Below are 25251 nucleotides of genomic sequence, written 5' to 3'. Positions count from 1 at the left end.
AAACGAGATGGAGCTCCAGCGCGGCATAACCACAACCTTCTGTGGCTATGGATCCCGGATCGGCGCGCGCTTTAGGCGCGCTTGTCCGGGACGACACCGTCTGTGTCGAAGCAGCTTACAGCCGCTCCACGATCGTCACATTGGCCATGCCGCCGCCTTCGCACATGGTCTGCAGGCCGTAGCGCTTGCCGCGCTGGTGCAGCGCGTGGATCAGCGTGGTCATCAGCTTGGTGCCGGAGCCGCCGAGCGGATGGCCGAGCGCGATGGCCCCGCCATTGACGTTGAGACGCTCCGGATCGGCGCCGGTGGTCTTGAGCCAGGCGGTCGGCACCGAGGCGAAGGCCTCGTTGACCTCGAACAGGTCGATGTCGCCGATCGTCATGCCGGCCTTCTCCAGCGCGCGCTTGGTGGCGTGTAGCGGCGCGTCGAGCATGATCACGGGATCGCCGCCGGTCATGGTCATGTGATGGATGCGCGCGAGCGGCTTGACGCCGAGCTGCTTCAGGCCGCGCTCGTTCACCACCATGACGCCGGAAGCGCCGTCGCAGATCTGGCTGGCGCTGGCCGCGGAAAGCTTGCCGTTTTCGGCGATCAGCTTGACGCCCTTGATGCCTTCGAGCGTGGCGTCGAAGCGGATGCCCTCGTCGATGTGGTGGGTATCCTTGGAGCCGTCGGCGCGCGTGATCTCGAGCGGCACGATCTCCTTCTTGAAGTGACCGGCTTGCGTCGCCGCGATCGCGCGCTGGTGGCTGTTGAAGGAGTATTCGTCGAGCTCATTCTTCGACAAGCCGTACTTCTCGGCCATCATCTCGGCGCCGGTGAACTGGCTGAACACGATGTTCGGATACCTCGCCTCGATGCCCGGGCTCTTGTAATTGCCAAAGCCGTTCTTGGCCGGGAGCTGCGATGACAGGCCCATCGGCACGCGCGTCATCGATTCCACGCCGGCCGCGATCACGACGTCCATCGTGCCGGACATCACGGCCTGCGCGGCGAAGTGCAACGCCTGCTGCGAGGAGCCGCACTGGCGGTCGATCGAGGTGCCCGGCACGCTCTCCGGCAGCTTCGAGGCCATGATCGCATTGCGCGCGACATTGTTGGACTGTTCGCCGACCTGCATCACGCAGCCCATGATCACGTCCTCGACCAAGGCCGGGTCGACCTTGGCGCGATCGACCAGCTCGTCCAGCACTTTTGCGGCGAGATCGGCCGGATGCCAGCCGGCGAGGCGGCCCCCCTTGCGCCCGCCGGCGGTGCGCGCAGCGGCGACGATGTAAGCCTCGGCCATTTCGGTTTCTCCCTGGATTTTTCTGGATCGGGTTGGGTTGTCGGGGCGGATTAAAAGGGTGCAACATCATTTAGTCAATCGATCAATTAACTCTTGTGATGAGGCGCTGCTTGGGCTTATCTGCGCCCCGCTTCAAGCGGCGAGAACAGGGAACTCCGTGGCTACCAGCGTACCGACCAAGCTCCCCAGCGGAAAGAATTCCACGGCAGAGAAATTGCTCGTGGCCGCAAGCGAGCTGATGATCGAACGTTCCTCGATCGAGATTTCGCTCTCCGACATCGCCCAGAAGTCGGGCGCCAACGCCGCGCTGGTCAAATATCACTTCGGCAACAAGGACGGCCTGCTGCTGGCGCTGCTCGAGCGCGATGCGGGGACGGAGCTGTCCAATCTCGAATATCTGCTGGCGCAGCCGATCACGCCGACCGCGAAGCTGAAGCTGCATATCGGCGGCATCATCCGCGCCTATCACCGGTTCCCCTACATGAATCGGCTGATCCACTATCTCCTGCACGAGAGCGTTGCCGGCTCTGCCGACGAAGTCTCGAAATTCTTCGTCGCGCCGCTGCTGGATTTTCATCGCCGCCTGCTCGCCGAAGGCGTCAGCAGCGGCGAATTCCGCCGGACCGATCCGGTGCTGTTCTACACCAGCCTGATCGGCGCCTGCGATCATCTGTTCTTCGGCCGGCACGCGATGTCCCGCGCGACCGGCGTCGGCCCGGTCACCGACGAAGTCTGCCGGCAATACATCAAGCACATGGAAACGCTGATCTGCGGCGGCATCCTCACGCAAGCCGAGGAGGCTGCTGCTGCCGGATGATCCGGCCGAAGCTTCAAGTCCAGAGAAGAAACGCCCAAGGAAAAGGTAGAGGAAAGGTAGCTCACGATGCAGTTGAAAGACGTAGCCGTTCTCATCACCGGCGGTGGTTCGGGCCTTGGTGCCGCGACCGCCCGCGCGATGGCCGCCAAGGGCGCCAAGATCGGCGTGATCGACCAGAGCAAGGAAAACGCCGAGAAGGTCGCGGCCGAGGTGAAGGGCGTCGCGCTGCATGCCGACGTCACCAGCGAGGAGCAGATCAAGGCGGCGATCGCCAAGGCGGAAGCCGCGCATGGCGTTGCCCGCGTGCTGATGAACTGCGCCGGCATCGGCGGCTCGCAGCGCATCGTCGGCCGCGACGGCGTTTATCCCTTGGAAAAGTTCGCGCGCATCATCAACGTCAACCTGATCGGAACCTTCAATTGCCTGCGGCTGTTCGCCGAGCGCCTCGTCACCGCCGAGCCGATCGGCGAAGAGCGCGGCGTCATCGTCAACACCGCTTCTGTTGCCGCCTATGAAGGCCAGATCGGCCAGATCGCCTATGCGGCCTCCAAGGGCGGTGTCGTCGGTCTCACGCTGCCAGCCGCGCGCGACCTCGCCAGTCAGAAGATCCGCGTCAACACCATCGCGCCCGGCCTGTTCTTGACGCCGCTGTTGATGGGCTTGAACGAAGAGGCCCGCAAGAGCCTGGGCGCCCAGGTGCCGCATCCCGCGCGCCTCGGCGATGCCAATGAATACGGCATGCTCGCGGTGCACATCGTCGAGAACCCGATGCTCAACGGCGAGACCATCCGCCTCGACGGCGCCATCCGCATGGCGCCGCGGTAGAGCTCTCTTCCCTTCTCCCCTTGTGGGAGAAGGTGGCGCGCGTAGCGCGACGGATGAAGGGTTCGCTCCGCGATCTCATCTGTGGAGGCAGACCCCTCACCCGAGCGAATGCGCGTCGAGCGACGTACATGCCCTCTCCCACAAGGGGAGAGGGCGCAGCAATCGGCACCATCGTTGCGGATGAAGGAGATCGCGCATGTCCCAACCGCTGCTGATCGAGCACAACGACGGCGTCGACCGGGTGACGCTCAATCGTCCTGACAGCCTCAACGCGCTCGATCCAGCGCTGATCGATGCGCTCAACGCCTACTTCCAGGGGCTGCAGCGCAACCGCGATACGCGCGTGGTGGTGCTGAAGGGCGCCGGCAAGAATTTTTGCGCGGGCCTCGATCTCAAGGCCGCGATGGCGCGCCGTGCCGGGCAGCAGGAGCCGCCCGGCGTCACCGAGTCGCTGGACTCGCAGCGCCGCATTGCCGACATCGTGATGCTGATGCGGCGCTGTCCGCAGCCGATCCTGGCGCTGGTGCAGGGCGCGGCGGCGGGCGGCGGCTTTGCGCTGGCGCTCGCCTCCGACATCCGGGTCGCGACGAAATCGGCGCGGATGAACTGCGCCTTCATCAAGCTCGGCCTCGGCGGCTGCGACATCGGCACCAGCTATTTCCTGCCGCGCCTCGTCGGTGTCTCCGTCGCCTCCGAGCTGATCCTCACGGGACGCTTCATCGGCGCCGAGCGGGCGCTCGCGGTCGGTCTCGTCTCAGAGGTCGTAGACGAAGACAAGCTCGATGACGCTGCCGAGCCTTACATCGATGCGATGATCACGGCCTCGCCCGTGGGGCTTCGCCTCTCGAAAGAATGTCTCAACATGAGCGTCGATGCCGGATCGCTGGAAGCCGCGATCGCGATGGAGGACCGCAATCAGGTCCTGTGCAGCCGATCCGAGGAATTTTCGGAAGGCATCAGGGCCTTCCTTGAGAAGCGAAAGCCTGTCTATATCAGGCGCTGAACGACGAAGATCCGCAAAGGACAGTAATTCCGGGAGACGCAAAATGAGTGGCAGCGCGGCGGCGGTGATGACGAAGCCCGCCTTTCGCAAGGTCGAGTGGCTGGCACGCGACATCGACGTCGAGCGCCGCGGCGACGGCACGGTGGTGCTGAAGTCGCGCATTCCGCTGCAACCTTACGAGAAGCACATCCCGGCCTCGCTGGCGAAATGGGCGACGCAAGCACCCGAGCGCATCTGGCTCGCCCAGCGCGGCGGACCGAACCGCGAATGGCGGAAGGTCTCTTACGGCGAAGCCAAGCGCACCGTGGATGCACTGACGCAAGGCCTGCTCAATCTCGGTCTCGATGGCCGCCCGGTCACGATCCTGTCCGGCAACTCGATCGAGCATGCGCTGATGACGCAGGCCGCGATGCAGACGCGCGTTCCGGCGGCTCCCGTGTCGCCGGCCTATTCGTTGATGAGCCACGATCACGTCAAGCTGAAATATTTGTTCGACCTGATCAAGCCGGCCGTGGTGATGGTGCAGGACGGCCCGACCTTCGAGAAGGCACTGAGGGCGATCGACCTCACCGGCGTCACCGTCGTTCACGTCTTGCGGCCCTGCGAGGGTATCAAGAGCGTCAGCTTTGCCGAGCTTGCGGCAACGCCGGTGACCGCCGCCGTCGAGGAGTCGATTGCCAGGATCACGCCCGACACCGTCGGCAAGCTGCTGTTCACGTCAGGTTCGACCGGCATGCCAAAAGCCGTCATCAACACGCAAGCGATGATGTGCGCCAATGCGGCGATGATGATGCAGGTGCGGCCGCGCGATCCGGGCGGTCCGATCTCGACCATGCTGGACTGGATGCCGTGGAACCACACGATGGGCGGCAATGCGGCGTTCCATCCCATTCTGGTCGATGGCGGCACGCTCTATATCGACGACGGCCGGCCGATGCCGGGCCAGTTCGAGGAGACGCTGCGCAATCTGCGCGAGATCTCGCCGACCTATTACGCCAACGTGCCGGCCGGCTACGCCGCGCTTGCCGCTGCCATGGAGAAGGACGATGCGCTCTGCCGCTCCTTCTTCAAGAACCTGTCGATCATGGCCTATGGCGGCGCGCGGCTGCCTGATGATCTCTACGACCGCATGCAGGACCTCGCGGTGAAGACCACCGGCGAACGGATCGTGTTCTACACCGGCTGGGGCTCGACCGAGACTGCGCCGACCTCGACCGGCACCTATTGGGACACCGAGCGCGTCGGCCTGATCGGCCTGCCGTTCCCCGGCGTCGAATTGAAGATGGTGCCGTGCGGCTCGAAATACGAGCTGCGTCTGCGCGGCGTCAACGTCACGCCCGGCTATTTCGGCCAGCCGGAGCTGACCAGGAAGATGTTCGACGAGGAAGGCTTCTACTGCATCGGCGATGCCGGCATTTTTGTCGACGATGCCGATCCGGTGAAGGGCATCATCTTCGCCGGGCGCGTCGTCGAAGACTTCAAGCTCACCACCGGCACGTTCGTCCATGTCGGCTCGCTCCGCACCGACACCATCGCAGCCACGACGCCTGTCGTGCATGACGCGCTGGTCGCGGGGCAGGATCGCGCCTTCATCGGCCTGCTCGCCTGGCCGAACCTGCATGCCTGCCGCCAGCTCGTCGGCAATCCCGATCTCAGCTTTGAGGATGCCGTGAAGCATCCCGAGGTGATCGCCTGCTTCAGGCGCGGTCTGGAGACGCACAACAAGGAGTGCGAAGGCGCCAGCAGCCGCATCATCGCGCGCGCCATGCTGATGGTCGAGCCGCCCTCGATCGACGGCAATGAGCTCACCGACAAGGGCTACATCAACCAGCGCGCCGGCCTGGAGCGCCGCGCCGCGCTGGTGGAGCGGCTCTATGCGGACAAGCCGGATCAGGATGTGGTCGTGCTGCGATGAAACACTCCTCTCTCCATTCGTCATTCCGGGATGCGCCGAGAGGCGCAGGCCCGGAATCCATAACCCCGGCTGGTGGATATGGATTTCCGGGCTCGCGCTCCGCGCGCCCCGGAATGACGGCAATAAATGACAACGAATAAACAAAGGTAGCCCGCCATGAACTTCGACTTCTCCGACGACCAGAAGCAGCTCCGCGATCAGGCGCGCAAATTCCTCACCGAAAAATGCCCGCCCAAGGCGGTGCGCGTCGTGCTCGACGGCAAGGCGCCCTACGACAAGGAGCTGTGGAAGGGGCTCGCCGAAATGGGATTTCTCGGCGTCGCAATCCCCGAGGAATTCGGCGGTGCCGGCGCCGGCCATCTCGAGCTTTGCGTGATCGCGGAAGAGATGGGCCGGGCCAACGCGCCGGTGCCGTTCTCCTCGACCGTTTATCTCGCCGCCGAAGCGCTGCTGATCGCCGGCAGCAACGCGCAGAAGAAAAAATGGCTGCCGGCAATTGCCTCGGGCGAGGCGATCGGGACGCTGGCGCTGTTCGAGGGCAAGGGCAATCCGTCGCCGAAGGCCATCAAGCTCGCTGCTGCGAATGGCGTGCTTAACGGCGTCAAGAAGCCTGTGGCCGATGGCGCGATCGCCGACTTCGCCGTCGTTGCAGCTCGCACGGGTTCGAGCGGGCGTGAGAGCGACATCTCGCTATTCCTGGTCGATCTCAAGGGCGGCGGCGTCGAGGTGAAAGGCCTGACCAACCTCGATCCGACTCGTGGCCAGGCGGAGATCACTTTCAAGGACTGCAAGGCCGAGCCGCTGGGCGCTGCCGGCGAGGGCTGGAGCATCCTCACCCAGGTGCTCGACCGTGCCGCCGTGCTGTGCGCCTTCGAGCAGGTTGGCGGCTCCGACCGCGCGCTGGAGATGGGCCGCGACTACGCGCTCGACCGCATTGCCTTCGGCCGTCAGATCGGCTCGTTCCAGGCGGTCAAGCACATGCTGGCCGATATGTATGTCTCGGCGACGCTGGCGCGCTCCAACAGCTATTACGGCGCCTGGGCGCTTTCGACCAATGCATCGGAATTGCCGGAAGCCGCCGCCGCCGCCCGCATCAGCGCCACGCAGGCGTTCCAGCACTGCGCCAAGAACAACATCCAGGTGCACGGCGGCATGGGTTTCACCTGGGAGTTCGACTGCCACATGTACTACCGCCGGGCGAACGCGATGGCGCTGGCCCTCGGCAGCCTGTCCTATTGGGAAGACCAGCTGATCGACCGCATGCGCAAGAAGAACGCGGCTTGATGTTGTCGTCATTCCGGGGCGCCGCAACGCGGCGAACCCGGAATCCGGAGATGAGTGAATAGCATCGAGATTCCGGGTTCGCGCTGCGCGCGTCCCGGAATGACAGAGAGAACAGCACCATGAACTTCGACGACACCCCCCAGGAAGCCGAATTCCGCGCCACCGCGCGTGCCTGGATATCGGCGAATGCGCCGAAGCAGTACGAGGAAGAGCTGCGCAAATCCTCGCTCGGCCGCACCCAGCTCAAGAACGCCAACATTCTCGAGGTCGCGAAGGCCTGGCAGAAGAAGAAGGCCGATGCCGGCTGGGCCTGCCTGCACTGGCCGAAGGAGTATGGCGGCCGCGGCGCCTCTCCGATCGAGCGCGTGATCTGGCAGCAGGAAGAGGGGCCGTTCGGAAAACTCTCCCATATGTTCATCATCGGCCACGGCATGTGCGGGCCGACCATGATGGCGTTCGCGCGCGAGGAGCATAAGCGCAGCTATCTGCCGCCGCTCGCCTCCGGCGAAAAGGTCTGGTGCCAGCTGTTCTCCGAGCCCGCCGGCGGCTCCGACGTCGCGGGCCTGCGCACGCGGGCGGAGAAGGACGGCGATGAATGGGTCATCAACGGCCAGAAGATCTGGACATCAGGCGCGCATTATTCCGATTACGGCATCCTGCTTACCCGCACCGATCCGACCGTGCCCAAGCACAAGGGCCTCACCATGTTCTTCCTGGACATGAAGAGCCCCGGCGTCGAGGTGCGGCCGATCAAGCAGGCGAGCGGCGCCTCCGACTTCAACGAGGTCTATTTCACCAATGTCCGCATTCCCGACCATCAGCGCCTCGGCGAGGTCGGCGACGGCTGGAACGTCTCGCTGACCACGCTGATGAACGAGCGCATGTCGATCGGCGCGGGCGTCTCGACCGGTTTCCCGGAGTTGTTCGAGTACTGCTCCAGCCTGATGCTGGACAACGGTCCGGCGATCGAGGATCGCGCCGTGCGCTCGAAGCTGGCGAACTGGGCGGTGAAGGCGAGTGGTCTGCGTTACACCAGCATGCGCGCGATCTCGGCGCTGTCGAGGGGCGAGCGCCCGGGACCGGAAAACTCGATCGGCAAGCTGGTGGCGGGCTCGATGATCCAGGACGTCGCGACCTACGCACTGGACTTGCAGGGTGCGAGCGGCGTGGTCAGCGGCGAGGATGCCGAACTCGCCGGCCGTTTCCAGGCCATGCTGCTGCGTGCGCCGGGCACCCGTGTCGAAGGCGGCACCGACGAGATCATGCGCAACATCATCGCCGAGCGGGTGCTGGGCCTGCCGGGCGATATCCGGGTCGACAAGGACGTGCCGTTCAACAAGATCCCGACCAAGGGAAGGAATTAGCCGTCATTCCGGGGCGGCTCGAAGAGCCGAACTACGATGTGCAATTGCACATCTGAGAATCTCGAGATGCGTAAGTAACCTCTGGATTCCGGGTTCGCGCGTTGCGCGCCCCGGAATGACTAGGAAAAGGAAGCCGCCATGAATTTCGACGATACCCCGCAGGAAGCCGCATTCCGCGAGACCGCGCGCCAATGGGTCGAGGCCAACGCGCCGAAGGAGCTGCATGCCGAGCTGTCAAAATCCTCGCTCGGTCGCATCCGGCTTGCGAAGCATGACATCGTCGATGTCGGCAAGGCCTGGCAGAAGAAGAAGTTCGAGGGCAATTGGGCCTGCCTGCACTGGCCGAAGGAATATGGCGGCCGCGGCGCCACGCCGATCGAGCGCGTGATCTGGCAGCAGGAGGAGGGCGTCTACGGCAAGCTGACGCAGCCGTTCCAGATCGGCGAAGGCATGTGCGGGCCGACCGTGATGGCCTGGGGCAGCGAGGACGCCAAGCGTCGCCATCTGCCGAAGCTCGCCTCGGGCGAGGAGATCTGGTGCCAGCTGTTCTCTGAACCCTCGGCCGGCTCTGACGTTGCGGGCTTGCGCACGCGTGCGGAGAAGAAGGGCGACAATTGGGTCGTCAACGGCCAGAAGATCTGGACCTCGGGCGCACATTATTCCGACTTCGGTCTTCTGATCGCGCGCACCGATCCGAGCGTACCCAAGCACAAGGGCCTCACCATGTTCTTCCTGGACATGAAGAGCCCGGGCGTCGAGGTGCGGCCGATCAAGCAGGCCAACGGCATGCAGGAGTTCAACGAGGTCTATTTCACCGACGTGGTGATATCAGACAGCCAGCGGCTCGGCGCCGTCGGCGAGGGCTGGAGCGTGTCGCTGACCACGCTGATGAACGAGCGCATGTCGATCGGCTCGCGGCTCGCGACCGGCGTGCCTGAGATGTTCGAGTTCTGCTCGAACCTGATGCTGGAGGACGGGCTTGCCATCGACGATCCCGCGGTGCGCTCGAAGCTTGCGAGCTGGGCGGTGAAGTCGAGCGGGCTGAAATATACCAGCTACCGTGCGATCTCGGCGCTGTCGAAAGGCGAGCAGCCGGGTCCGGAGAACTCGATCGGCAAGCTGGTCTCGGGCATGATGCTCCAGGACATCGCGACCTACGCCATGGACCTCCAGGGTGCGGCCGGCGTTCTCACGGGCAGCGATGAGGAGACGGTGCAGGGCCAGTTCCAGCAAATGCTGCTGTCCTCGCCCTCGATGCGCATTGCCGGCGGCACTGACGAGATCCTGCGCAACATCATCGCGGAGCGCGTGCTGGGCCTGCCGGGCGACATCCGCGTCGACAAGGACGTGCCGTATAACAAGATCCCGACCAAGGGACGCTAGTATCGTAGGGTGGGCAAAGCGAAGCGTGCCCACCATATGCAGGTGCGCCGAGGTAGGTCTGTTGGTGGGCACGGCGCTATGGCGCCTTTGCCCACCCTACGAAGAGAACAATGCGAGCTGATCAATGGACGCAAAAGTGAATCAGAATAACCGCATCGGCGTGCTCGAAGAGCTGCTCAACGAGCGCTACTCCGTCCGCGCTTTCCTTCCCAAAGAGGTCGATCGCGCCACCATCGAGCACGTGCTGACCACCGCGCAGCGCACCGCGTCCTGGTGCAACAGCCAGCCCTGGCAGGTCATCATCGCCAGCGGCGAGGCCAAGGAGCGCTTTCGCCGGCTGATCTACAAGGAAGCCTCCAGCGGACTCGGCGACGATTACGATTTCACCCCGCCGCGCGAATATGTCGGCGTCTATCTCGATCGCCGCCGTGAGAGCGGCTTTCAGCTCTACAACACGCTCGGGATTCCCCGCGGCGACAGAAGCGGCTACGCCAGGCAGGCGCTGGAGAACTACAATTTCTTCGGCGCGCCGCATGTCGCAGTCATCCACACCAACGAGCCGCTCGGCATCTACGGCGCGATCGATTGCGGGGCCTATGTCTCCAATTTCATGCTGGCCGCCCAGGCGCTCGGGCTCGGCACGATTCCGCAGGCCGCGCTGGCGCGCCACTCCGGCCTGATCCGCCGTCACTTCAATCTGCCCGATGACCGCCGCGTCGTCTGCGGCATCTCGTTCGGCTATGCCGACCACGCCCACAAGGTCAACAGCTACCGCACCTCGCGGGCGAGCGTCGCTGACACCGTGACATTCGTGGACGAGTGATCGGGCGGCACGCCCGATACTCACGCGCGCATCAAGGCGGCCGCGGAAACGGCCGCCTTCATGCTTGTCGTCTCAGTCCGGTTGACGCGTGCCGCTATCCGCCGCTGCCGCCGATCACGGCGCGCACGGTCTCGTCGGGCCCGAAATCCTCGGCGCCGTCGACATAGAGCAGCGCGGCGAGCTTCGAACGTGCACGGTTGACCCGGCTCTTGATCGTGCCGACCGCGCAGCCGCAGATCGAGGCCGCGTCCTCATAGGAGAAGCCGGAGGCGCCGACCAGGATCAGCGCTTCGCGCTGGTCCTGCGGAAGCTTCTCGAGCGCGGTGCGAAACTCCTCGAACTCGAGGTGCGCGTTCTGCGAGGGCTGAGTCTTCAGCGTCTTCGCATAATTGCCCTCGGCGTCCTCGACCTCGCGCCGCCGCTTGCGATAGTCGGAGCGGAACAGATTGCGCAGGATCGTGAACAGCCAGGCCGGCAGGTTGGAGCCGGGCTGGAACGAGTCGATGTTGGCAAGCGCGCGCAACAGCGTTTCCTGCACCAGATCGTCGGCGCGGTCGGCGTTGCCGCTGAGCGAGATCGCGAACGCGCGCAGACTTGGCACGGCCGCGAGGATGTCGTTACGCAGGGAGTCCGTGAGAGGCATTAATCCCTCCCATTGTTGTTGTCGTTGGATCCGCCCTCATTTCCCACTTGGGATGTCGCTCCCGGCGCATCAAGCTTCTTGATCAGTTCTGCGAACCGATCTGGAACCCCCTGCCGTACGACGTCGTCGTACATGGCGCGGAGCTGATGCCCGATCCGGGATTGGATCTCCGGAGTGAGCCCTCCCTTGCCGGGGGTCGTGCTTTTGCTGGCTTGAGACTTGAGATCTTTCATGACCTGTTCCACGTTTCCCCGAGTTAAGTGACTGTAAATTCGAGAAGTTTCCTCAACCGGGAGCCGTTCCCTGGATAGGCACAATTCCAGGTTCGAGAAAAAGTTCCGCCGGCTGCGGAACTTTTCTTGCCCTGAGGCGTAGTCAGCCCCAGCAGGGGAACCCGGGCCTCCCCTCGTGATGTCTCTAAAGTCTTCTCTAAGGTCGGTCCGAAGATGAATGGAGTGGGGATGTCCCGTTCACAGCTTGTCGCTGAACACTTGCCGTTGTTGCGCCGGTATGCACGCGCCCTGACGGGCAGCCAGGCTTCCGGCGACGCCTATGTCGCAGCCATGTTGGAAGCCATGCTCGGTGATCCCGCCGTGCTCGACGAAAGCCATGGCCCGCGCGCGGGCCTGTTCCGGCTGTTCACCCAGATCTGGAATTCCGTCTCCGTCAACGACGACTCCGAGGTGACCACCCTGCCGATGCCGCCGGAGCGGCGGCTGTCGAACATCACGCCGCTGCCGCGGCAGGCCTTCCTGCTGCTTTCGCTCGAGGGATTTTCGGAAGAGGAGGTCGCCTTCATCCTCAGCACCGATGTCGCCGAGACGCGGCGGCTTGCGGACGCAGCGGGGCGCGAGATGGCGGCGGAGATCGCCACCGACGTGCTGATCATCGAGGACGAGACCTTCATCGCCATGGACCTCGAGAGCCTGGTGAAGAATCTCGGCCACAACGTCGTCGGCGTCGCGCGCACGCATGCCGATGCCGTGGCGCTGGCCAAGAACAGGCGGCCCGGCCTGATCCTCGCCGACATCCAGCTCGCTGACGGCTCGTCGGGGCTCGACGCGGTCAACGAATTGCTGCGCACCTTCGAGGTGCCGGTGGTGTTCATCACCGCCTACCCGGAGCGCTTCCTCACCGGCGAGCGCCCGGAGCCCGCGTTCCTGATCTCGAAGCCGTTCCAGCCGGCGATGGTGTCGGCGGTGGCAAGCCAGGCGCTGTTCTTCCAGCGCAACTCGCGCAACCGCACGCCCAAGGCGCCCGCGGCGTAAGAAGAGCTGTATCGAACAAGAAGACGGCGCGTCGCAAGGCGCGCCGTTTTTTGTTTGCCGATACCCTGTTCAACAACCTCGGCAGACGCTGTTGATCTTGGCCTTCAATTTGGCCTCGTCCGCCCACGGCCCGGGCTCGACCAAGCGTTGCACGCCGTCGAGAGTCATGAAGATGGTAATCCGCTGGAGGTCGTCCTTGGCCTCGGGAGGCGGCTTCGGAAATGGTTCGCTTCGCTCCACCATTTTGAGAGCTGCTGCATCCAGGGGCGGGGAGCCTGTGCTTTCCACCAAAGCGTGCGAGATCAATTTGCCCGAGCGGTCGATCACGAATGTGACGCCAGCATTGCCTATCTGACCCATCGCCTCCGAAGGAAACACCCTGTGACGCCAGACATGTTCGGTGGCCACCTTCCGCCAGGCGGCCATGGCATCCGCCTCCGTGAGCACAGGACCGGGCCTGCTCAGCACTAGCCCGGAAGGTTGCAGCTGGAATTGACGGCCATTGAAGACAATCGGCACTGTCAACGTGAGTGACTCATCCTTGAGCTCCGAAGGCGGCGCCGGAAACGGTTGGGCACGAGCGACGATCTGCAGCGCGGCAACGTCGAGTGGCCGAGAGCCGGTGCTCACGGCCAGAGCCTGTGAGATCAACCTGCCGGACCGGTCGATGACGAATGTGACCCTGGCCTCGCCGGTTTGCCCCAGTGCTTCAGCCGGAAATTGACGGTAGCCGGCTATGTGCGCCGACAGTCTTGCCTTCCAGGCCGTCGCGCGTTCGGTCTGCAAATCTGTTTGCGCGTGTGTGGGGGAAACCGCGAGTAATCCGAGAAACGCGGCCAACAAAGGGAATTTCATCTGCATCGGTGCGGATATTAGTCGCGGCCAGGTTGATTGCAAGGCTCGTTGCTCGTATCGCGTTTCTCTCGCTGTGGGCAATTCGAACGGTGGTGAAGCATCGGGCGCTTGACGGCAACCCAATTGCCCCGTTGATACGTCGGGCCGATGACATCCATCGCAGCCTCAAGCCGCCCGGAGAGACGTACCATGGACCCGCAACTCCTCGATCGTCTCGCCATCCGCGACCTCGTCGAAAACTGGGCGGTCTGGCGGGATGCCGGCGACTGGGAGCGGTTTGCGACCGTCTGGCACGAGGAAGGCTGGATGTCCGCCACCTGGTTTCAGGGGCCGGCGCGGGATTTCATCCGCGTCAGCCAGGAGGGGTTCGCAAAGGGCGTGCGCATCCTGCATTTCCTCGGCGGCACCAGCATCGATCTGTCCGGCGAGCACGCCATTGCGCAGACCAAGATGACCATCTCGCAGCGCGCTTTGGTGCACGACGTGCTCTGCGACGTCGTCTGCACCGGGCGCTTCTACGATTTCCTGGAGAAGCGGCAGGGAAAATGGGGCATCGTCCGCCGCCAGCCGATCTACGAGAAGGACCGGATCGACCCGGTCGATCCCGCCGCGACGCTCCGCCTCGACCAGCAAGCGCTCGCCGCGCTGCCCGAAGGCTACCGCCATCTCGCCTACATGCAGGAGCTGATCGGCTACAAGGTGAAGCGCGACATGCCGGGCCTCACCGGTGCCGAGGTCGAGAAGCTCTACGGCGAGGGGCGGGAGTGGCTGGCGGGGAAGGCGAAGTAAGCCCCAGACCAGAGCAAGCGCGACTGGCTTTGTGCCGGGCGGCTCCTGTCGATATCTTGTTGCGCATCGTTGCCGATGAGCTCTCCAGGAAGCTTGGGTTGCCGATCATCGTTGCGGCAGAGCCGGTGCGAGGGAAACATTGCGGCAGATGCCGCCACGCATCGCGATGATAGCCTGTTGCCGCTGCGTAGAGGCTCCGAGAGTGGCCAGCGTAGCGCGGAACGATAACGGAACTTTCGATGCGCTATGATCGGCTTCTCACGCGGATGCCTCGCGCAAATCTTGAATGCGCGTGGTCGCCGTAATTTTCGTCACGCTGCTGATAAATTCATCCGGCAATACTCGCGCGCGCGCGCGTCACGGCATTGTCAGCAGAGAACGCGCAAGACGCCGTTCAAAATCTTCATTGAAAAATAGGGTCTGCTTGACAGGCATTCTCAGCTAGCGCAGTTTTAGGTTGAATGGTCGTCGCATGATTTTGCTTTGCTCGTTTGATTTTCCAAGCACCGAACGCGGAGCATTCGTATGACGGTTATTCCTCCCGCCAGTGGCATGACGCTCCATGACGGCGACACGATGGATGTCAGTGGCGGCATCTCCGTCGATAGCACGACGATCCTGGCCGGCGCCTTGCAGACGGTCGGCGGATCCTTCGCAACGAGCACGGCAACCCACACTGTCATCAACGGCGGAGAACAGGACGTCGTCTTTGACGGCGTCGCCAGCTACACGACCATCAACGCGGGCGGCGTCCAGCGTGTCACGGGCGAATATATCCATGAAGGTCCAACCCCGGGTGAGGTCGATCACACCACGATCAATGGCGGCGGCGAGCAGGACGTCGACACGGGCATCGCAACGACGACGACCGTCAATTCCGGTGGCGTTCAGAACGTGACGAATGGCGGCAGCGCCAGCGGCACCATCGTCAATTCTGGCGGTGTTCTCAGGGTTTCGGGTGAAACTGTGGAAACGGCGCCCGTGTACCCGGAGCCGGTGATCCGAAGCGTGGCGACCGCTGCAACCATCAACTACCAGGGCGAGCTCGACGTCACTGGCGGCGGGACCGCAGTGAACGCCATCGTCAACGGCGGCGTCATGACTGTCTCGGGATCGATCCCGGATCCGTTCGCCAATGTCCCCGGCCAGCCGGCCGTCGACGCCAGTATGGCGACCGGCACCATCGTTGAAGGTTTTGGAACACTAACGGTGTCGGACGGAGCGTTGGTGTCGGGCACGATACTCCAGAACTTCGGCACGCTGAATGTTGATGCAGGTGGCACGGCAACGGGCACGACGATCAATTACGGAACGATGGTGCTGTCCGCGGGCGCGACGGCGATCAACACGACCGTCAATAAGTATGGCGGGCTTGTTGTGCTTGGTAACGCCGATTTTTCGGGCACGGTCTTCAACGCCGGCAGCACATTGCAGATCGGCGACGGCACGATTGAAAACGGATTCACTGTCCCGAAGAGCGTGACGCTGGCCGTCCTGGATGGTGGCGTGCTCAGTAACAGTGTCATTTCCGCGGGCGCAACGCTCATCGCTGAAGCTGGCGCGACGCTGTCCAACACGACCTTCCAGAGTGGCGCAACGTTTGTTGCCGACTATGGCTACACGGAAAACGGCTTCACCGTATCGGACGGCATCTTGTTCAAGGTGTTCGGTACGGCCACGAACACGACGATATCAGCGGGCGGTAAGCAGATCCTGGGAAACTACGACTTAGGGGCCACCGCCAGCAACACGGTCATCAATGGCGGCGAGCAGGATGTCGGGCTTGCATCCACCGCGAGCTACACCACGATCAACACGGGCGGTATCCAACGTGTCGCCGGCATTTACCTGCACGATGCGCCGGGTCCAGGGCGGGCCGATCACACCACTGTCAACAATGGCGCCGAGCAGGACGTCGATACCGGCATCGTGACGTCAACCACCGTCAATGGCGGGGGTGTCCAGAATCTCACCAACGGGGGCTTTGCCAGCGGCACTGTCGTCAACTCGGGCGGTGTCATCAACGCTTCGGGAGAGACGATCTATTATCCTCCCGGAGGCCCGTACGGCATCGTCTTCAGAAGCGAAGTCGATTTTGCCGTTGTCGGCAGCGGCGGCCAATTGCACCTGTTCGGGGCGGGGATCGCCAAGAAAGCCATCATCAATGGTGGTGTGATGACGGTTTCGGGATCCGTTGCAGACCCTACGAACGACCCGAGCGCGCCCGCGGTCGACGCCAGCGCGGCGAGCGGGACAGTCCTCAACTCAGGAAGCCTCTCCGTCTCGGACGGCGGCATCGTCACCTCCACTATCCTGAACGGCGGCACGCTTGATGTGCTCGATCAGGGCGCCGCGAACGCTTCGACAATTCACAATAGTGCCACAGAGCTCGTCGAAGCGGGTGGCATTGCCGGCGCGACCACGATCGCCGGCGGCATGCTTGATCTCAAGGCCGGCGCGATTTCCGACGACGCGATCACCTTCTCCGGCCAAGGCACGCTCAAGATCGAGCAGAAGCTGGTTTCGGGCTCATCGGCCTTTGCAAGCCAGATCAAGGGCATTGCGCTCGGTGACCAGATCGACCTGTCCGGGCTGTCCTATACGAGCGGCGCAACGGTGACTGTATCCGGCTCGAAGCTCACGGTCAGCAACGGTGCGGCCAGCGAGACCTTTACACTGGCGGATACTTCGGTCACGCGTTTCGGCATCGCGAAAGACAGCTCCGGCGGCATTCTGCTGACAGCCGCGGCCTTGCCGGCCATCGCTGGAGCCGTATCGGGACAAGCGACCAGCAACCAAGCTGCTATCAATCCATTCGCGACCGTAACGATCACGGATCCAAACGCAGCGGCAACGGACAGCTTGATCATCACGCTCGCAGGTGCGGCTGGCATCCTGTCCGGGTCAGGACTGATCTCGCTTGGAAACGGAACCTACGAGCTGGCGGCAACCAGCGCTGCCAACCTGACCGCCGAGTTGCACGCCCTCACCTTTGTAGCCTCGCCGCACGGAGATGGCAGCGTAACGACCACGTTCACTCTGAGCGACACAAGCAGCGTCGGCTTGACCGTCAGCGACACCAACACCTCTGTCACGGACACGCATCAAGCCGGTACCACGACGATCGACGGCCCGGCCTCCGGTTATGCGATCATTCAGGGTACGACGGGCAACGACATCATCCACGCCTATGGCATGTTCAATACCATCCACGGCAATGGCGGCAGCGACACGATCTACGCCGGATTATACGGTACGGTTGATGTGCCGAGCGGCGACAGCGCCGTCTATCTGCAGGGGATCGTCAACCACGTCACCGGCGGCAACGGCAATGTTACGGTGACGGGATCGACAGGCGCCACGACGATTGCGCTCGGCAACGGCAATGACACCATCGACGCCAGCGGATACGGGAACGTCATCACGCTGGGTAACGGCAACGATATTGTCCATCCCGGTGACGGTGCAAGCCAAACGACCGCCGGCAATGGCAACGACCGGGTGACGCTCTCCGGATATGGCAACACGGTCATGCTGGGGAATGGCAATGATGTCGTTGCGGGTGGAGATGGCGCCAACAGCGTTACTCTCGGTGATGGCAACAACACCGTGAATCTCGGCGGGATGGGAAACCAGATCACCGTCGGCTCGGGAACGAACACGATCATGGCCGGCAGCGGATCGGACAACGTCGTTGCTGGCGCGGGCCACGATACAATCATGCTTGGCGGAGCTGCCAATCACGTGGTGCTCAACGGGTCCCAGGCAAATGTGACAAACCAAATTGGCCAGGACGTCATTACGGTCAATGGCGGGTCAGACCAGTTTAACTTTGTCGGGTTTGGCAATCAGGCGATCATCAATGGCCCGGCCCATGTCGACATCATCGATCACGGCACGGGTCTGACCGTCTCCGTCAATTCCAGCAGCCAGGTCGATACGATCTCCGGATTTGGCAATGACACGCTCGGAATCGTCGCTCTTGCGAACGGTGTGGGCGATTATCACTCCGTCGCCGACATCATGAGCGCGCTTAGGAACGATGGACACGGCGGGACCCTGCTCGCGCTGGGGAGCGGTTCTAACGCAGGGTCCATTGACTTCGTTGATACCGCGATCAGCCAATTGCACGCATCGAATTTCATGATCGTGTAGAGGCTCAGGATACGCACCCGCTGATGCCAGCTTGATCTGCTTGGTATGGCCTTTCGGCCCGCCCTGATCGCGGCGGCCTCGGCTGCTCGAGAGGCGCGACTGGCATCACAACTATTCCGGAACTCCAGCCATGTGCAGGCCCTTTACGAGGCGCCTGCTTCCTGCGCGGAATGTAGGATCGTCCGAAAGCCAAACATTCTTCAGGCGACGAATGGCGAAAGCGGGATCCAGTGCAAGTCCGTCTCGCTTGGCTGCCACCGCATCATCCATCTTTCCGATGAGGGCTAGAACCGCTGCTGATACAAAATGGGCAACGGGGTAGTTTGGGTTGGCCTTTATGCTTCGCCGTAACCACTCAATCGCCTCGCCCTCGGCTCCGAGGCATAATTTGGCTAAGCCAACGCAGCACAGCCACCGATGTGCGCCGTCGTCACGTGGAGACAGGCGCAATGCATCTCGTACGTATCCCTCCATTTCTTCTGGGTGACCGAGAAGCATTTTTGCGACGCCAAAGAGAGCATGAGCCTCCGCCAAATTTCGGTTCAGAGCCAGTGCGCGCTCGCATTCGGCAACTCCTTTCTCCGCGCGCTGCGTACATACTTGCACGACGCCTAAAGCCATGTGAGCGAGAGCGTGTTGCGGGTCTAACGAAAGCGCTTTCATTGAAGCCGCCTCTGACGCCGCGAAATATCGGCAAGGGTCATCAGCGAAAACAACGCTAGCCATTGCCGCATCGACCAGCGCGATCCCTACCAATGCCTCAACGTTATCCGGCTCAAGTCCCAAGGCTCGCTCAAAGAAGCTTCGAGCCTGCCTCAGGTGAGGAGAAGTCCAACTCTTGTTCCAAAGGGCCATTCCTTGGAAATAAAAGTCCAACGCGCTCGGTTGCAATGAGCGTTCCGCCCGCCGTGCCTCCGCAGCGATGAGTTGGGCATTAAGCGCGTTGGCCAATCTCGACACAATTTCGTCCTGCATCTCGAAGAGATCGGCTAGGGGTTTGTCAAAGCGGTCCGCCCAGAGGTGGCTTCCTGTTTCAGTGTCGACCAGTTGGACATTCACTCGAAAGCGGTCTCCGCTGCGCTGTACGGACCCTTCGAGCACGTAGCGAACGTCAAGGTCGCGGCCAATCTGCTTCAGGTCGATCGGCTTGCCTTTGTAGGTATATGCAGTGTGGCGGCCGATCACGAGCAATCCACTGATGCGCGACAGGTCGGTGGTCAGGCTCTCGGTCACGCCATCGACGAAATAATCCTGCAAGGGGTCGCCGCTAAGATTGGCGAAAGGCAGCACGACAATGGAGAGGCGGGGCGGTGAGCGGGGCACCTTCGCGCCAACGGGTCTTTGGGGGTAGAGGCCATCTAGTGGTTCATCACAGTGATTATGACTCTTTGGCGGTGGCTGGATAGGCGCGGCCGAGTTTGGTGCGGGCTTTTTCTGTTGTGAACATCCATTTGATGCGGGCTCGGGTTTTATTCCGCCTCTTTTGCCATGCTGCGATCTCGTTTCGGAGCCTTTTGGGATCGTCGATGCGGCGGCCGAGACACTGACGCTGTAGCACGCTGATCTCGCACTCGACCATATTGAGCCAACTGGCGTGCTTCGGGGTGAAGTGGAATTCGAGGCGGCGCAGGATGCGCCGGGCCTCGGCGGGCGCGAAGGCCTCATACAGCGCCCCAGGCTTGTGGATCGACAAATTGTCCTGCACGACACGGATGCAGGCGGCGTCGGGATAATGGACGTCGACGAGATCACGCATGCAGTGGGCGTAGTCCACGGCGGCGCGGCGGTCGGTGACCTTGACGTTGCGCCAGCCCCGATGTGGATCGAAGGTGACGAAGAGATTGGCGGTGCCGTTGCGGCGATACTCGTAATCGTAGCGCTCGCGCTGTCCCGGTTGGGCCGGGACCGGCTGGCGCACCTCGCCGATCAGCTGGATGGGGGTCTCGTCGAAGCAGACCAGCGGCCGGGCGGGATTCTGCGTCTCGGCGTAGAGGTCGAGCACGTCCTCCATGCGGGCAACGTATTCGCCGTCGACATGGGGAATGCACCACATGTCCCTGCGCCACGGCTTGAGGTCGTTCTCGGCCAGCCGGCGACGCACGGTCTCGCCCGACAGGCTGTTGTGATCGGTGAGCTTGACCATCGTGTCGGCCAGCAGCGTCAGCGTCCAGCGTTTGCAGCCAGCGGGCGGCTTGGCGCATGCGGTCGCCACCAGCAGGGCTTCCTCCTTGCCGGTCAGCTTGCGCTCAGCGCCCGGACGCGGCTCCTCGCTCAGGGCCCGCTCCATATTGCCTTCCACGAAGCGGCGCCTGGTCCGGCCGACGGTGGAGAGGCTGACACTCACGGTCCGGGCAATCTCCTCGTCGCGGCAGCCTCCATCGGCCGCCAGCAAAATCTGCGCCCGCTTAAGCTTGCGGGCGGCGTGCTTGCCGCCGCCGAGCATCGCCGTCAGTTCGTCGCGCTCGGCTTGGCTCAATTCGACCCGATAACGTACATTCATGCTTTGCCTCCTTGTCGGAGGCCGGGACGAATCCAACGATGAGTCAAAAATCAGGCGCGCGCTTCACCGAGAAGCAGGGTTATTACCTGGCCTTCATCCATACCTACGCCCATATGTTCGGACGTCCCCCCGCCGAAGCCGACATCCAGCGCCACTTCCGCGTCAGCCCGCCTTCGGTCCATCAGATGATCGTCACCCTCGAACGAAACGGCTTCATCCGACGTCAACCCGGCGTCCCCAGAAGCATCGAAATCCTCGTGCCACCGGAAAGCTTGCCGATCCTCGAATGGCTCGGTATCAAAACGTCAAAATCACTGTGATGAACCACTAGGAGGGCGGCATAGGTTTGGATCGGAAGATCAATATTTTTGAAAGTCTGCTCTCCACAATTTGCAAACTCAATGCCGACCTTGCCCCTGATGTGATCGTAGGCAGACGAGGAAATGCAGATTCCGCCGGGGTCAGCGATACTCTCTAGCCGTGCCGCGATATTGACGCCGTCACCAAAAACATCATGCGGTTCGACAATCACATCGCCTACATTGATGCCGACGCGAAAGGCAATTCGTCGTTCTTCCGCATCGGCGGCGGTAAGCTCCCTGATGCGAGTCTGAAACTGCACTGCGGCGCGAACCGCTTCGACCGCGCTTGGAAACTCTGCCAAGAACCCATCGCCGGTGTTCTTCACGATCCGGCCTCCGTGTTCGGAGATGGCAGGCGCGACCCCTTCGGCAAGGAGACTTGTCAATTTGGAGTGGGTTGCTTCTTCGTCATGGTGCATTAGCCGCGAATAGCCCGCCACGTCAGCGGCCATTATCGCTGATAGCCTGCGTTCAAGACGAACCGGCCGCTCCTGCTCCATGGCAATGTTCCAACCCACTGTCGCTGGTGGCGGATCAGAGAAGTGCCGAACGCGCTGTTCTCGTTTCCATCATGCCCACGCGGAGGCAGGGGGGCAAAATGATAGTGGGTCCAAGTCGCAATTTTTCAGCCGCTACGGCTGATCTAGCGGGCGTTTCCGAAATCCGACCTGCTCTTTTCTCCGCGCCTTCGCGCTCGCAATCCGCTCGAGCTGCCGGCCGCGGCGAAGGTTGATCCCGAATTCGGCAAATACGTCGAGCCTATTGAAGGCCCCCTTGCCCGCCGCGAACTTCAGGGACGAGGAAAATTCGGCTTGGAAAGAGCTTCTGCCATGGGGCAAAGGCGGCCGAGAGGGTGCCAAAATTCTCTCGCCCAAATAAGAAAAAAAGTAAGGCGCGACTGGCATCACCACAGTCGCGCCCTACGTCGCCGGCTTATGGGGCAGGGGGGAATAGCCGGCTGTTGATACGACTCCCAGGCGCGGAAGTCGTTCCAAGGCTCCCGAAATATTTTTCGCGGCGCGACCTTTTTCGCACACGGTTAAGTGATCGTGACTGCCGAGAACCCCCGCTCCTCCGGCTGCGTTGTTCCCGCGATCGCCATGGGGCGAGGGGTCGACAGCCATGTCACAGATTCAAAAGGTATTTTTGGGCGCCGCCGCGATTGCCGCGATGCTCGGCGCGGCGCACGTGCAACTGGCCTCCGGCCATGATCTGGCCGACCGCTGGCAGGCGGTCGCCGACAAGCCCGGCCATGACGTCAATCGGACAGGCAAGGCCGACCGGCTCGCCGAGATCAAGTCGGCGGCGGTTCCCACCCGCACCGTGTCGATGCGGCTGAACGATCTTGCCGATACCTCGGTACTGCTGCGGGTCCCCGCAGTGATCGAGACCGGCAATGCCAAGCCGCCGGTGACGCTCCAGAACCAGAATCAGAAGCAGGGCCGCAACAAGCCGACCATCGCCTGCGAGCCGATGGTCAGCTCCCTGACCGAGGTCGCCAAGCTGCTCCAGCCGGGCCGCTGCGTGACCTGATCGCCCCAGGCCAAGGGACAGGTCAAGGGACAGGCTGCCTCTGCCGCGGGCAGGGACGGCTGCTCACGTCCTCTTGATCCGCCGTCCCATCGCGTTATATCCCGGTTTTCCCCTTTTGATTGACCGGGTAAACGCATGACGACGTCAGATACAGCTGTGCATACGCAGCCCTTCCAGGCCGAGGTTTCCGAGCTGCTGCACCTCATGGTGCACTCCGTCTATTCGGAGACCGACATCTTCCTGCGCGAGCTCGTCTCCAACGCCTCGGATGCCTGTGACAAGCTCCGCTACGAGGCGATCGAAAGTCCCGCGCTGCTGGGCGAGGGCGACGCGCTCAAGATCCGCATCATCCCGAACAAGACGGCCGGAACGCTCACGATCGCCGATAACGGCATCGGCATGGAGCGGCAGGAGCTGATCGACCATCTCGGCACCATCGCCCGCTCCGGCACCAAGGCGTTCGTCTCGAAGCTGAAGGAGGCCAAGGACGGCCTCGGCCTGATCGGCCAGTTCGGCGTCGGCTTCTATTCCGCCTTCATGGTCGCCGACAAGATCGTCGTCGTCAGCCGCCGCGCCGGCGAGAGCGACGTCTGGAGCTGGACGTCTTCCGGCGGCTCCGGCTTCGAGATCGCGCGGGCCAGCGAGGAAGACGCGGCGCGCGTGACATGCGGCACCGAGATCGTCCTGCACCTGAAGGACGACGCCAAGAAATATCTCGAGACCTACGAGATCGAGCGCATCGTCGGTGCCTATTCCGACAACATCCTGTTTCCCATCGAGCTGGTGCCGGAAGAGGGCGAGCCGCACCAGATCAACTCGGCGAGCGCGCTGTGGCAGCGATCGAAATCGGAGCTTTCAGCCGAGGACTACAAGAAGGCCTATCAGCAGATCGCCTCCGCCTTCGACGACCCTGCGATGACGCTGCACTACCGCGCCGAGGGCCGCTACTCCTACGCTGTGCTGCTGTTTGCGCCGTCGACCAAGCCGTTCGACCTGTTCGAGCCCTCGCGCAAGGGGCGCGTCAAGCTCTATGTCCGCCGCGTCTTCATCACCGATGATGCCGATCTGCTCCCGGGCTATCTGCGCTTCATCCGCGGCGTCGTCGACAGCGAGGATCTTCCGCTCAACATCTCGCGCGAGATGCTCCAGAACAATCCGCAGCTCGTGCAGATCCGCAAGGCCGTGGCGACCCGTGTCGTGTCCGAGCTCGAGGGCCTCGCCGAGAAGGACGCGGAGAACTTCGCGAAGATCTGGGATGCTTTCGGCGCGGTGCTGAAAGAGGGCATCTACGAGGATTTCGAGCGTCGCGAAAAGCTGCTGGCGCTGTCGCGCTTCACCACCACGACGGGCGAGAAGCGGTCGCTGAAGCAGGTTGTCGCCGATTTCAAGCCGAACCAGACCGAGATCTATTATCTCGTCGGTGACAGCATCGAACGGCTGAAGTCCAACCCGCGGCTCGAGGCGGCGACCGCGCGCGGCATCGAGGTGCTGCTGCTGTCCGATCCGGTCGATGCCTTCTGGACCTCGATGCCGACGGAGTTCGAGGGCAAGCCGCTGAAGTCGCTGAGCCAGGGCGATCTCAATCTCGACCTGATCCCGCGCGTCGACGCGACGGACGAGGCGAGGAAGGACGAGCCGGAGGCGGACGAGGCCGCCACCATCGCGGTGATCAAGGCCGCCCTCGGCGAGCGCGTCAGCGACGTCAAGGCGTCCACGCGCCTCACCAGCTCGGCCTCCTGCCTCGTTGCCGACAGCCAGGGGCCGAGCCGCGAGCTCGAGCGAATCCTGTCGCAGCAGAACCGCGGCATGCGCACCAAGCCGGTCCTCGAGATCAATCTGCGCCATCCGATGGTGGGGGCGATCACCAAGGCTCAGGCCGGCTCCAAGGCCGTCGACGATCTCAGCCTGCTCCTGCTCGAGCAGGCGCAGATCCTGGACGGCGAGTTGCCGGAGGACCCGGCGGCGTTTGCGGCGAGGTTGAACCGGCTCGTGTTGCAGGGGCTCGGCGGATAGCGCCGCGGCGCACCGCCTCACCTTGCCGTCATCTGTACTTCGGAACAGTCGCCTCCGGCGTGGTGTTATGCCATATCAGGCCGTCGGCATCCGATCCGCCGACGCTACCGATTCGAGGATGTCTCCATGCGTTTGCCGATCCTGACCCTCACCGCGATTGTCACGCTGTTTGCTGCGGCAGATGCGCGCGCCCAGACCTATGACCCGCGCTATCCGGTGTGCATGCACGTCTACACGCCCGGCGGTTGGGGCGGCGGCGGCGACTATTACGACTGCTCCTTCACCTCGCTGCCGCAGTGCCGCGCCACGGCGTCGGGCCGCTCCGCGAGCTGCGACCTCAATCCCTATTACGCTTTTGATGAGCCTCCGCCGCCGCCGCGCCGGCGTCACAAGAAGGTGCAACAATAGCGATCCGCGATGCGGCACGCTGG

21 protein-coding genes and 1 pseudogene are annotated in these 25251 nt (G+C 63.0%); 15 read left to right on the top strand and 7 right to left on the bottom strand.

The annotated features are described in order from the left end of the window. Positions 1 to 115: 115 nt before the first annotated feature. A complete protein-coding gene (locus EI171_RS43885; RefSeq protein WP_161536834.1) occupies positions 116 to 1288 on the bottom strand; it encodes an acetyl-CoA C-acetyltransferase in 1173 nt (390 codons plus the stop codon). A 157-nt stretch (positions 1289 to 1445) separates the two neighbouring features. Between EI171_RS43885 and EI171_RS43880 the strand changes: the two genes are divergently transcribed. The 8 genes from EI171_RS43880 to EI171_RS43845 all read left to right on the top strand — a co-directional run bounded on the left by EI171_RS43880 (position 1446) and on the right by EI171_RS43845 (position 10702). Continuing rightward, positions 1446 to 2105 carry a TetR family transcriptional regulator gene (locus EI171_RS43880; RefSeq protein ID WP_202633077.1) on the top strand — a complete coding sequence of 220 codons (660 nt, stop codon included), beginning with the start codon at positions 1446 to 1448 and terminating at the stop codon, positions 2103 to 2105. Between the two features lie 66 nt (positions 2106 to 2171). Further along, on the top strand, positions 2172 to 2930 hold the full coding sequence (locus tag EI171_RS43875; RefSeq protein ID WP_161536833.1) for an SDR family NAD(P)-dependent oxidoreductase: 759 nt from the start codon (positions 2172 to 2174) through the stop codon (positions 2928 to 2930). Between the two features lie 196 nt (positions 2931 to 3126). Then, complete coding sequence (locus tag EI171_RS43870; RefSeq protein ID WP_028173815.1) at positions 3127 to 3933, top strand: enoyl-CoA hydratase/isomerase family protein; 807 nt, start codon at positions 3127 to 3129, stop codon at positions 3931 to 3933. A 43-nt stretch (positions 3934 to 3976) separates the two neighbouring features. Further along, complete coding sequence (locus EI171_RS43865) at positions 3977 to 5848, top strand: AMP-binding protein (RefSeq protein ID WP_028173816.1); 1872 nt, start codon at positions 3977 to 3979, stop codon at positions 5846 to 5848. A 156-nt stretch (positions 5849 to 6004) separates the two neighbouring features. Next, the gene (locus tag EI171_RS43860; protein WP_161536832.1) at positions 6005 to 7132 is read left to right on the top strand and encodes an acyl-CoA dehydrogenase family protein; all 1128 of its coding nucleotides are present in this window, start codon (positions 6005 to 6007) and stop codon (positions 7130 to 7132) included. A gap of 119 nt (positions 7133 to 7251) precedes the next feature. Next, positions 7252 to 8496 (top strand): acyl-CoA dehydrogenase, encoded by a 1245-nt coding sequence (locus tag EI171_RS43855; protein WP_161536831.1) that lies wholly within the window; start codon positions 7252 to 7254, stop codon positions 8494 to 8496. A 138-nt stretch (positions 8497 to 8634) separates the two neighbouring features. Further along, positions 8635 to 9879 carry an acyl-CoA dehydrogenase gene (locus EI171_RS43850; RefSeq protein ID WP_161536830.1) on the top strand — a complete coding sequence of 415 codons (1245 nt, stop codon included), beginning with the start codon at positions 8635 to 8637 and terminating at the stop codon, positions 9877 to 9879. A 124-nt stretch (positions 9880 to 10003) separates the two neighbouring features. Next, complete coding sequence (locus EI171_RS43845; RefSeq protein ID WP_011090522.1) at positions 10004 to 10702, top strand: nitroreductase; 699 nt, start codon at positions 10004 to 10006, stop codon at positions 10700 to 10702. Between the two features lie 94 nt (positions 10703 to 10796). On the opposite strand, the gene EI171_RS43840 is transcribed toward EI171_RS43845, so the two are convergent. Together EI171_RS43840 and EI171_RS43835 are read right to left on the bottom strand one after the other, a co-directional pair. Beyond that, the gene (locus tag EI171_RS43840) at positions 10797 to 11345 is read right to left on the bottom strand and encodes a sigma-70 family RNA polymerase sigma factor (RefSeq protein ID WP_011090521.1); all 549 of its coding nucleotides are present in this window, start codon (positions 11343 to 11345) and stop codon (positions 10797 to 10799) included. Further along, on the bottom strand, positions 11345 to 11578 hold the full coding sequence (locus EI171_RS43835) for a NepR family anti-sigma factor (protein WP_028173820.1): 234 nt from the start codon (positions 11576 to 11578) through the stop codon (positions 11345 to 11347). Before EI171_RS43835 ends, EI171_RS43840 begins: the two co-directional genes overlap by 1 nt. Before the next feature lie 228 nt (positions 11579 to 11806). On the opposite strand from EI171_RS43835, the gene EI171_RS43830 reads away from it, so the two are divergent. Next, positions 11807 to 12613 (top strand): response regulator, encoded by an 807-nt coding sequence (locus tag EI171_RS43830; RefSeq protein ID WP_038966151.1) that lies wholly within the window; start codon positions 11807 to 11809, stop codon positions 12611 to 12613. A gap of 69 nt (positions 12614 to 12682) precedes the next feature. On the opposite strand, the gene EI171_RS43825 is transcribed toward EI171_RS43830, so the two are convergent. Continuing rightward, positions 12683 to 13474 (bottom strand): energy transducer TonB, encoded by a 792-nt coding sequence (locus EI171_RS43825; RefSeq protein ID WP_161536829.1) that lies wholly within the window; start codon positions 13472 to 13474, stop codon positions 12683 to 12685. A gap of 183 nt (positions 13475 to 13657) precedes the next feature. Between EI171_RS43825 and EI171_RS43820 the strand changes: the two genes are divergently transcribed. Next, positions 13658 to 14257 (top strand): nuclear transport factor 2 family protein, encoded by a 600-nt coding sequence (locus EI171_RS43820; protein ID WP_028173823.1) that lies wholly within the window; start codon positions 13658 to 13660, stop codon positions 14255 to 14257. Positions 14258 to 14782: 525 nt separating this feature from the next. Then, a complete protein-coding gene (locus EI171_RS43815) occupies positions 14783 to 18412 on the top strand; it encodes a hypothetical protein (protein WP_161536828.1) in 3630 nt (1209 codons plus the stop codon). Positions 18413 to 18523: 111 nt separating this feature from the next. Here EI171_RS43815 and EI171_RS43810 read toward each other — a convergent pair whose 3' ends face one another. Continuing rightward, a complete protein-coding gene (locus tag EI171_RS43810; RefSeq protein WP_246740414.1) occupies positions 18524 to 19669 on the bottom strand; it encodes an adenylate cyclase in 1146 nt (381 codons plus the stop codon). A 121-nt stretch (positions 19670 to 19790) separates the two neighbouring features. Further along, complete coding sequence (locus EI171_RS43805) at positions 19791 to 20912, bottom strand: IS630 family transposase (RefSeq protein ID WP_161532241.1); 1122 nt, start codon at positions 20910 to 20912, stop codon at positions 19791 to 19793. Positions 20913 to 20950: 38 nt separating this feature from the next. Here EI171_RS43805 and EI171_RS43800 point away from each other — a divergent pair, with 38 nt between their 5' ends. Next, on the top strand, positions 20951 to 21232 hold the full coding sequence (locus EI171_RS43800) for a LexA family transcriptional regulator (RefSeq protein ID WP_126262178.1): 282 nt from the start codon (positions 20951 to 20953) through the stop codon (positions 21230 to 21232). Positions 21233 to 21243: 11 nt separating this feature from the next. Here the strand turns inward: EI171_RS43800 and EI171_RS43795 are convergent. Continuing rightward, positions 21244 to 21774 (bottom strand): annotated as a pseudogene (locus tag EI171_RS43795) (adenylate/guanylate cyclase domain-containing protein); the annotation flags it as partial. A 622-nt stretch (positions 21775 to 22396) separates the two neighbouring features. Between EI171_RS43795 and EI171_RS43790 the strand changes: the two are divergent. The 3 genes from EI171_RS43790 to EI171_RS43780 all read left to right on the top strand — a co-directional run bounded on the left by EI171_RS43790 (position 22397) and on the right by EI171_RS43780 (position 25228). Continuing rightward, positions 22397 to 22807: a hypothetical protein gene (locus EI171_RS43790; protein WP_161536826.1), complete on the top strand. Its 411-nt coding sequence runs from the start codon at positions 22397 to 22399 to the stop codon at positions 22805 to 22807. Between the two features lie 135 nt (positions 22808 to 22942). Then, the gene (htpG, locus tag EI171_RS43785; protein ID WP_161536825.1) at positions 22943 to 24820 is read left to right on the top strand and encodes a molecular chaperone HtpG; all 1878 of its coding nucleotides are present in this window, start codon (positions 22943 to 22945) and stop codon (positions 24818 to 24820) included. Positions 24821 to 24946: 126 nt separating this feature from the next. Continuing rightward, on the top strand, positions 24947 to 25228 hold the full coding sequence (locus EI171_RS43780) for a DUF3551 domain-containing protein (RefSeq protein ID WP_028173828.1): 282 nt from the start codon (positions 24947 to 24949) through the stop codon (positions 25226 to 25228). The last annotated feature ends 23 nt before the right edge of the window (positions 25229 to 25251 follow it).

It is taken from the genome of Bradyrhizobium sp. LCT2, assembly GCF_009931255.1.
Lineage (GTDB): Bacteria > Pseudomonadota > Alphaproteobacteria > Rhizobiales > Xanthobacteraceae > Bradyrhizobium > Bradyrhizobium diazoefficiens.
This window is presented reverse-complemented; position numbering and strand designations above follow the sequence as displayed.

What these genes read in the sequence shown, in the direction of transcription:
- EI171_RS43885 (WP_161536834.1), bottom strand. Translation starts at nt 1,288, where the DNA reads ATGGCCGAGGCTTACATCGTCGCCGCTGCGCGCACCGCCGGCGGGCGC.
- EI171_RS43875 (WP_161536833.1), top strand. Translation starts at nt 2,172, where the DNA reads ATGCAGTTGAAAGACGTAGCCGTTCTCATCACCGGCGGTGGTTCGGGC.
- EI171_RS43870 (WP_028173815.1), top strand. Translation starts at nt 3,127, where the DNA reads ATGTCCCAACCGCTGCTGATCGAGCACAACGACGGCGTCGACCGGGTG.
- EI171_RS43865 (WP_028173816.1), top strand. Translation starts at nt 3,977, where the DNA reads ATGAGTGGCAGCGCGGCGGCGGTGATGACGAAGCCCGCCTTTCGCAAG.
- EI171_RS43860 (WP_161536832.1), top strand. Translation starts at nt 6,005, where the DNA reads ATGAACTTCGACTTCTCCGACGACCAGAAGCAGCTCCGCGATCAGGCG.
- EI171_RS43855 (WP_161536831.1), top strand. Translation starts at nt 7,252, where the DNA reads ATGAACTTCGACGACACCCCCCAGGAAGCCGAATTCCGCGCCACCGCG.
- EI171_RS43850 (WP_161536830.1), top strand. Translation starts at nt 8,635, where the DNA reads ATGAATTTCGACGATACCCCGCAGGAAGCCGCATTCCGCGAGACCGCG.
- EI171_RS43845 (WP_011090522.1), top strand. Translation starts at nt 10,004, where the DNA reads ATGGACGCAAAAGTGAATCAGAATAACCGCATCGGCGTGCTCGAAGAG.
- EI171_RS43840 (WP_011090521.1), bottom strand. Translation starts at nt 11,345, where the DNA reads ATGCCTCTCACGGACTCCCTGCGTAACGACATCCTCGCGGCCGTGCCA.
- EI171_RS43835 (WP_028173820.1), bottom strand. Translation starts at nt 11,578, where the DNA reads ATGAAAGATCTCAAGTCTCAAGCCAGCAAAAGCACGACCCCCGGCAAG.
- EI171_RS43830 (WP_038966151.1), top strand. Translation starts at nt 11,807, where the DNA reads ATGTCCCGTTCACAGCTTGTCGCTGAACACTTGCCGTTGTTGCGCCGG.
- EI171_RS43825 (WP_161536829.1), bottom strand. Translation starts at nt 13,474, where the DNA reads ATGCAGATGAAATTCCCTTTGTTGGCCGCGTTTCTCGGATTACTCGCG.
- EI171_RS43820 (WP_028173823.1), top strand. Translation starts at nt 13,658, where the DNA reads ATGGACCCGCAACTCCTCGATCGTCTCGCCATCCGCGACCTCGTCGAA.
- EI171_RS43815 (WP_161536828.1), top strand. Translation starts at nt 14,783, where the DNA reads ATGACGGTTATTCCTCCCGCCAGTGGCATGACGCTCCATGACGGCGAC.
- EI171_RS43805 (WP_161532241.1), bottom strand. Translation starts at nt 20,912, where the DNA reads ATGAATGTACGTTATCGGGTCGAATTGAGCCAAGCCGAGCGCGACGAA.
- EI171_RS43800 (WP_126262178.1), top strand. Translation starts at nt 20,951, where the DNA reads ATGAGTCAAAAATCAGGCGCGCGCTTCACCGAGAAGCAGGGTTATTAC.
- EI171_RS43790 (WP_161536826.1), top strand. Translation starts at nt 22,397, where the DNA reads ATGTCACAGATTCAAAAGGTATTTTTGGGCGCCGCCGCGATTGCCGCG.
- htpG (WP_161536825.1), top strand. Translation starts at nt 22,943, where the DNA reads ATGACGACGTCAGATACAGCTGTGCATACGCAGCCCTTCCAGGCCGAG.
- EI171_RS43780 (WP_028173828.1), top strand. Translation starts at nt 24,947, where the DNA reads ATGCGTTTGCCGATCCTGACCCTCACCGCGATTGTCACGCTGTTTGCT.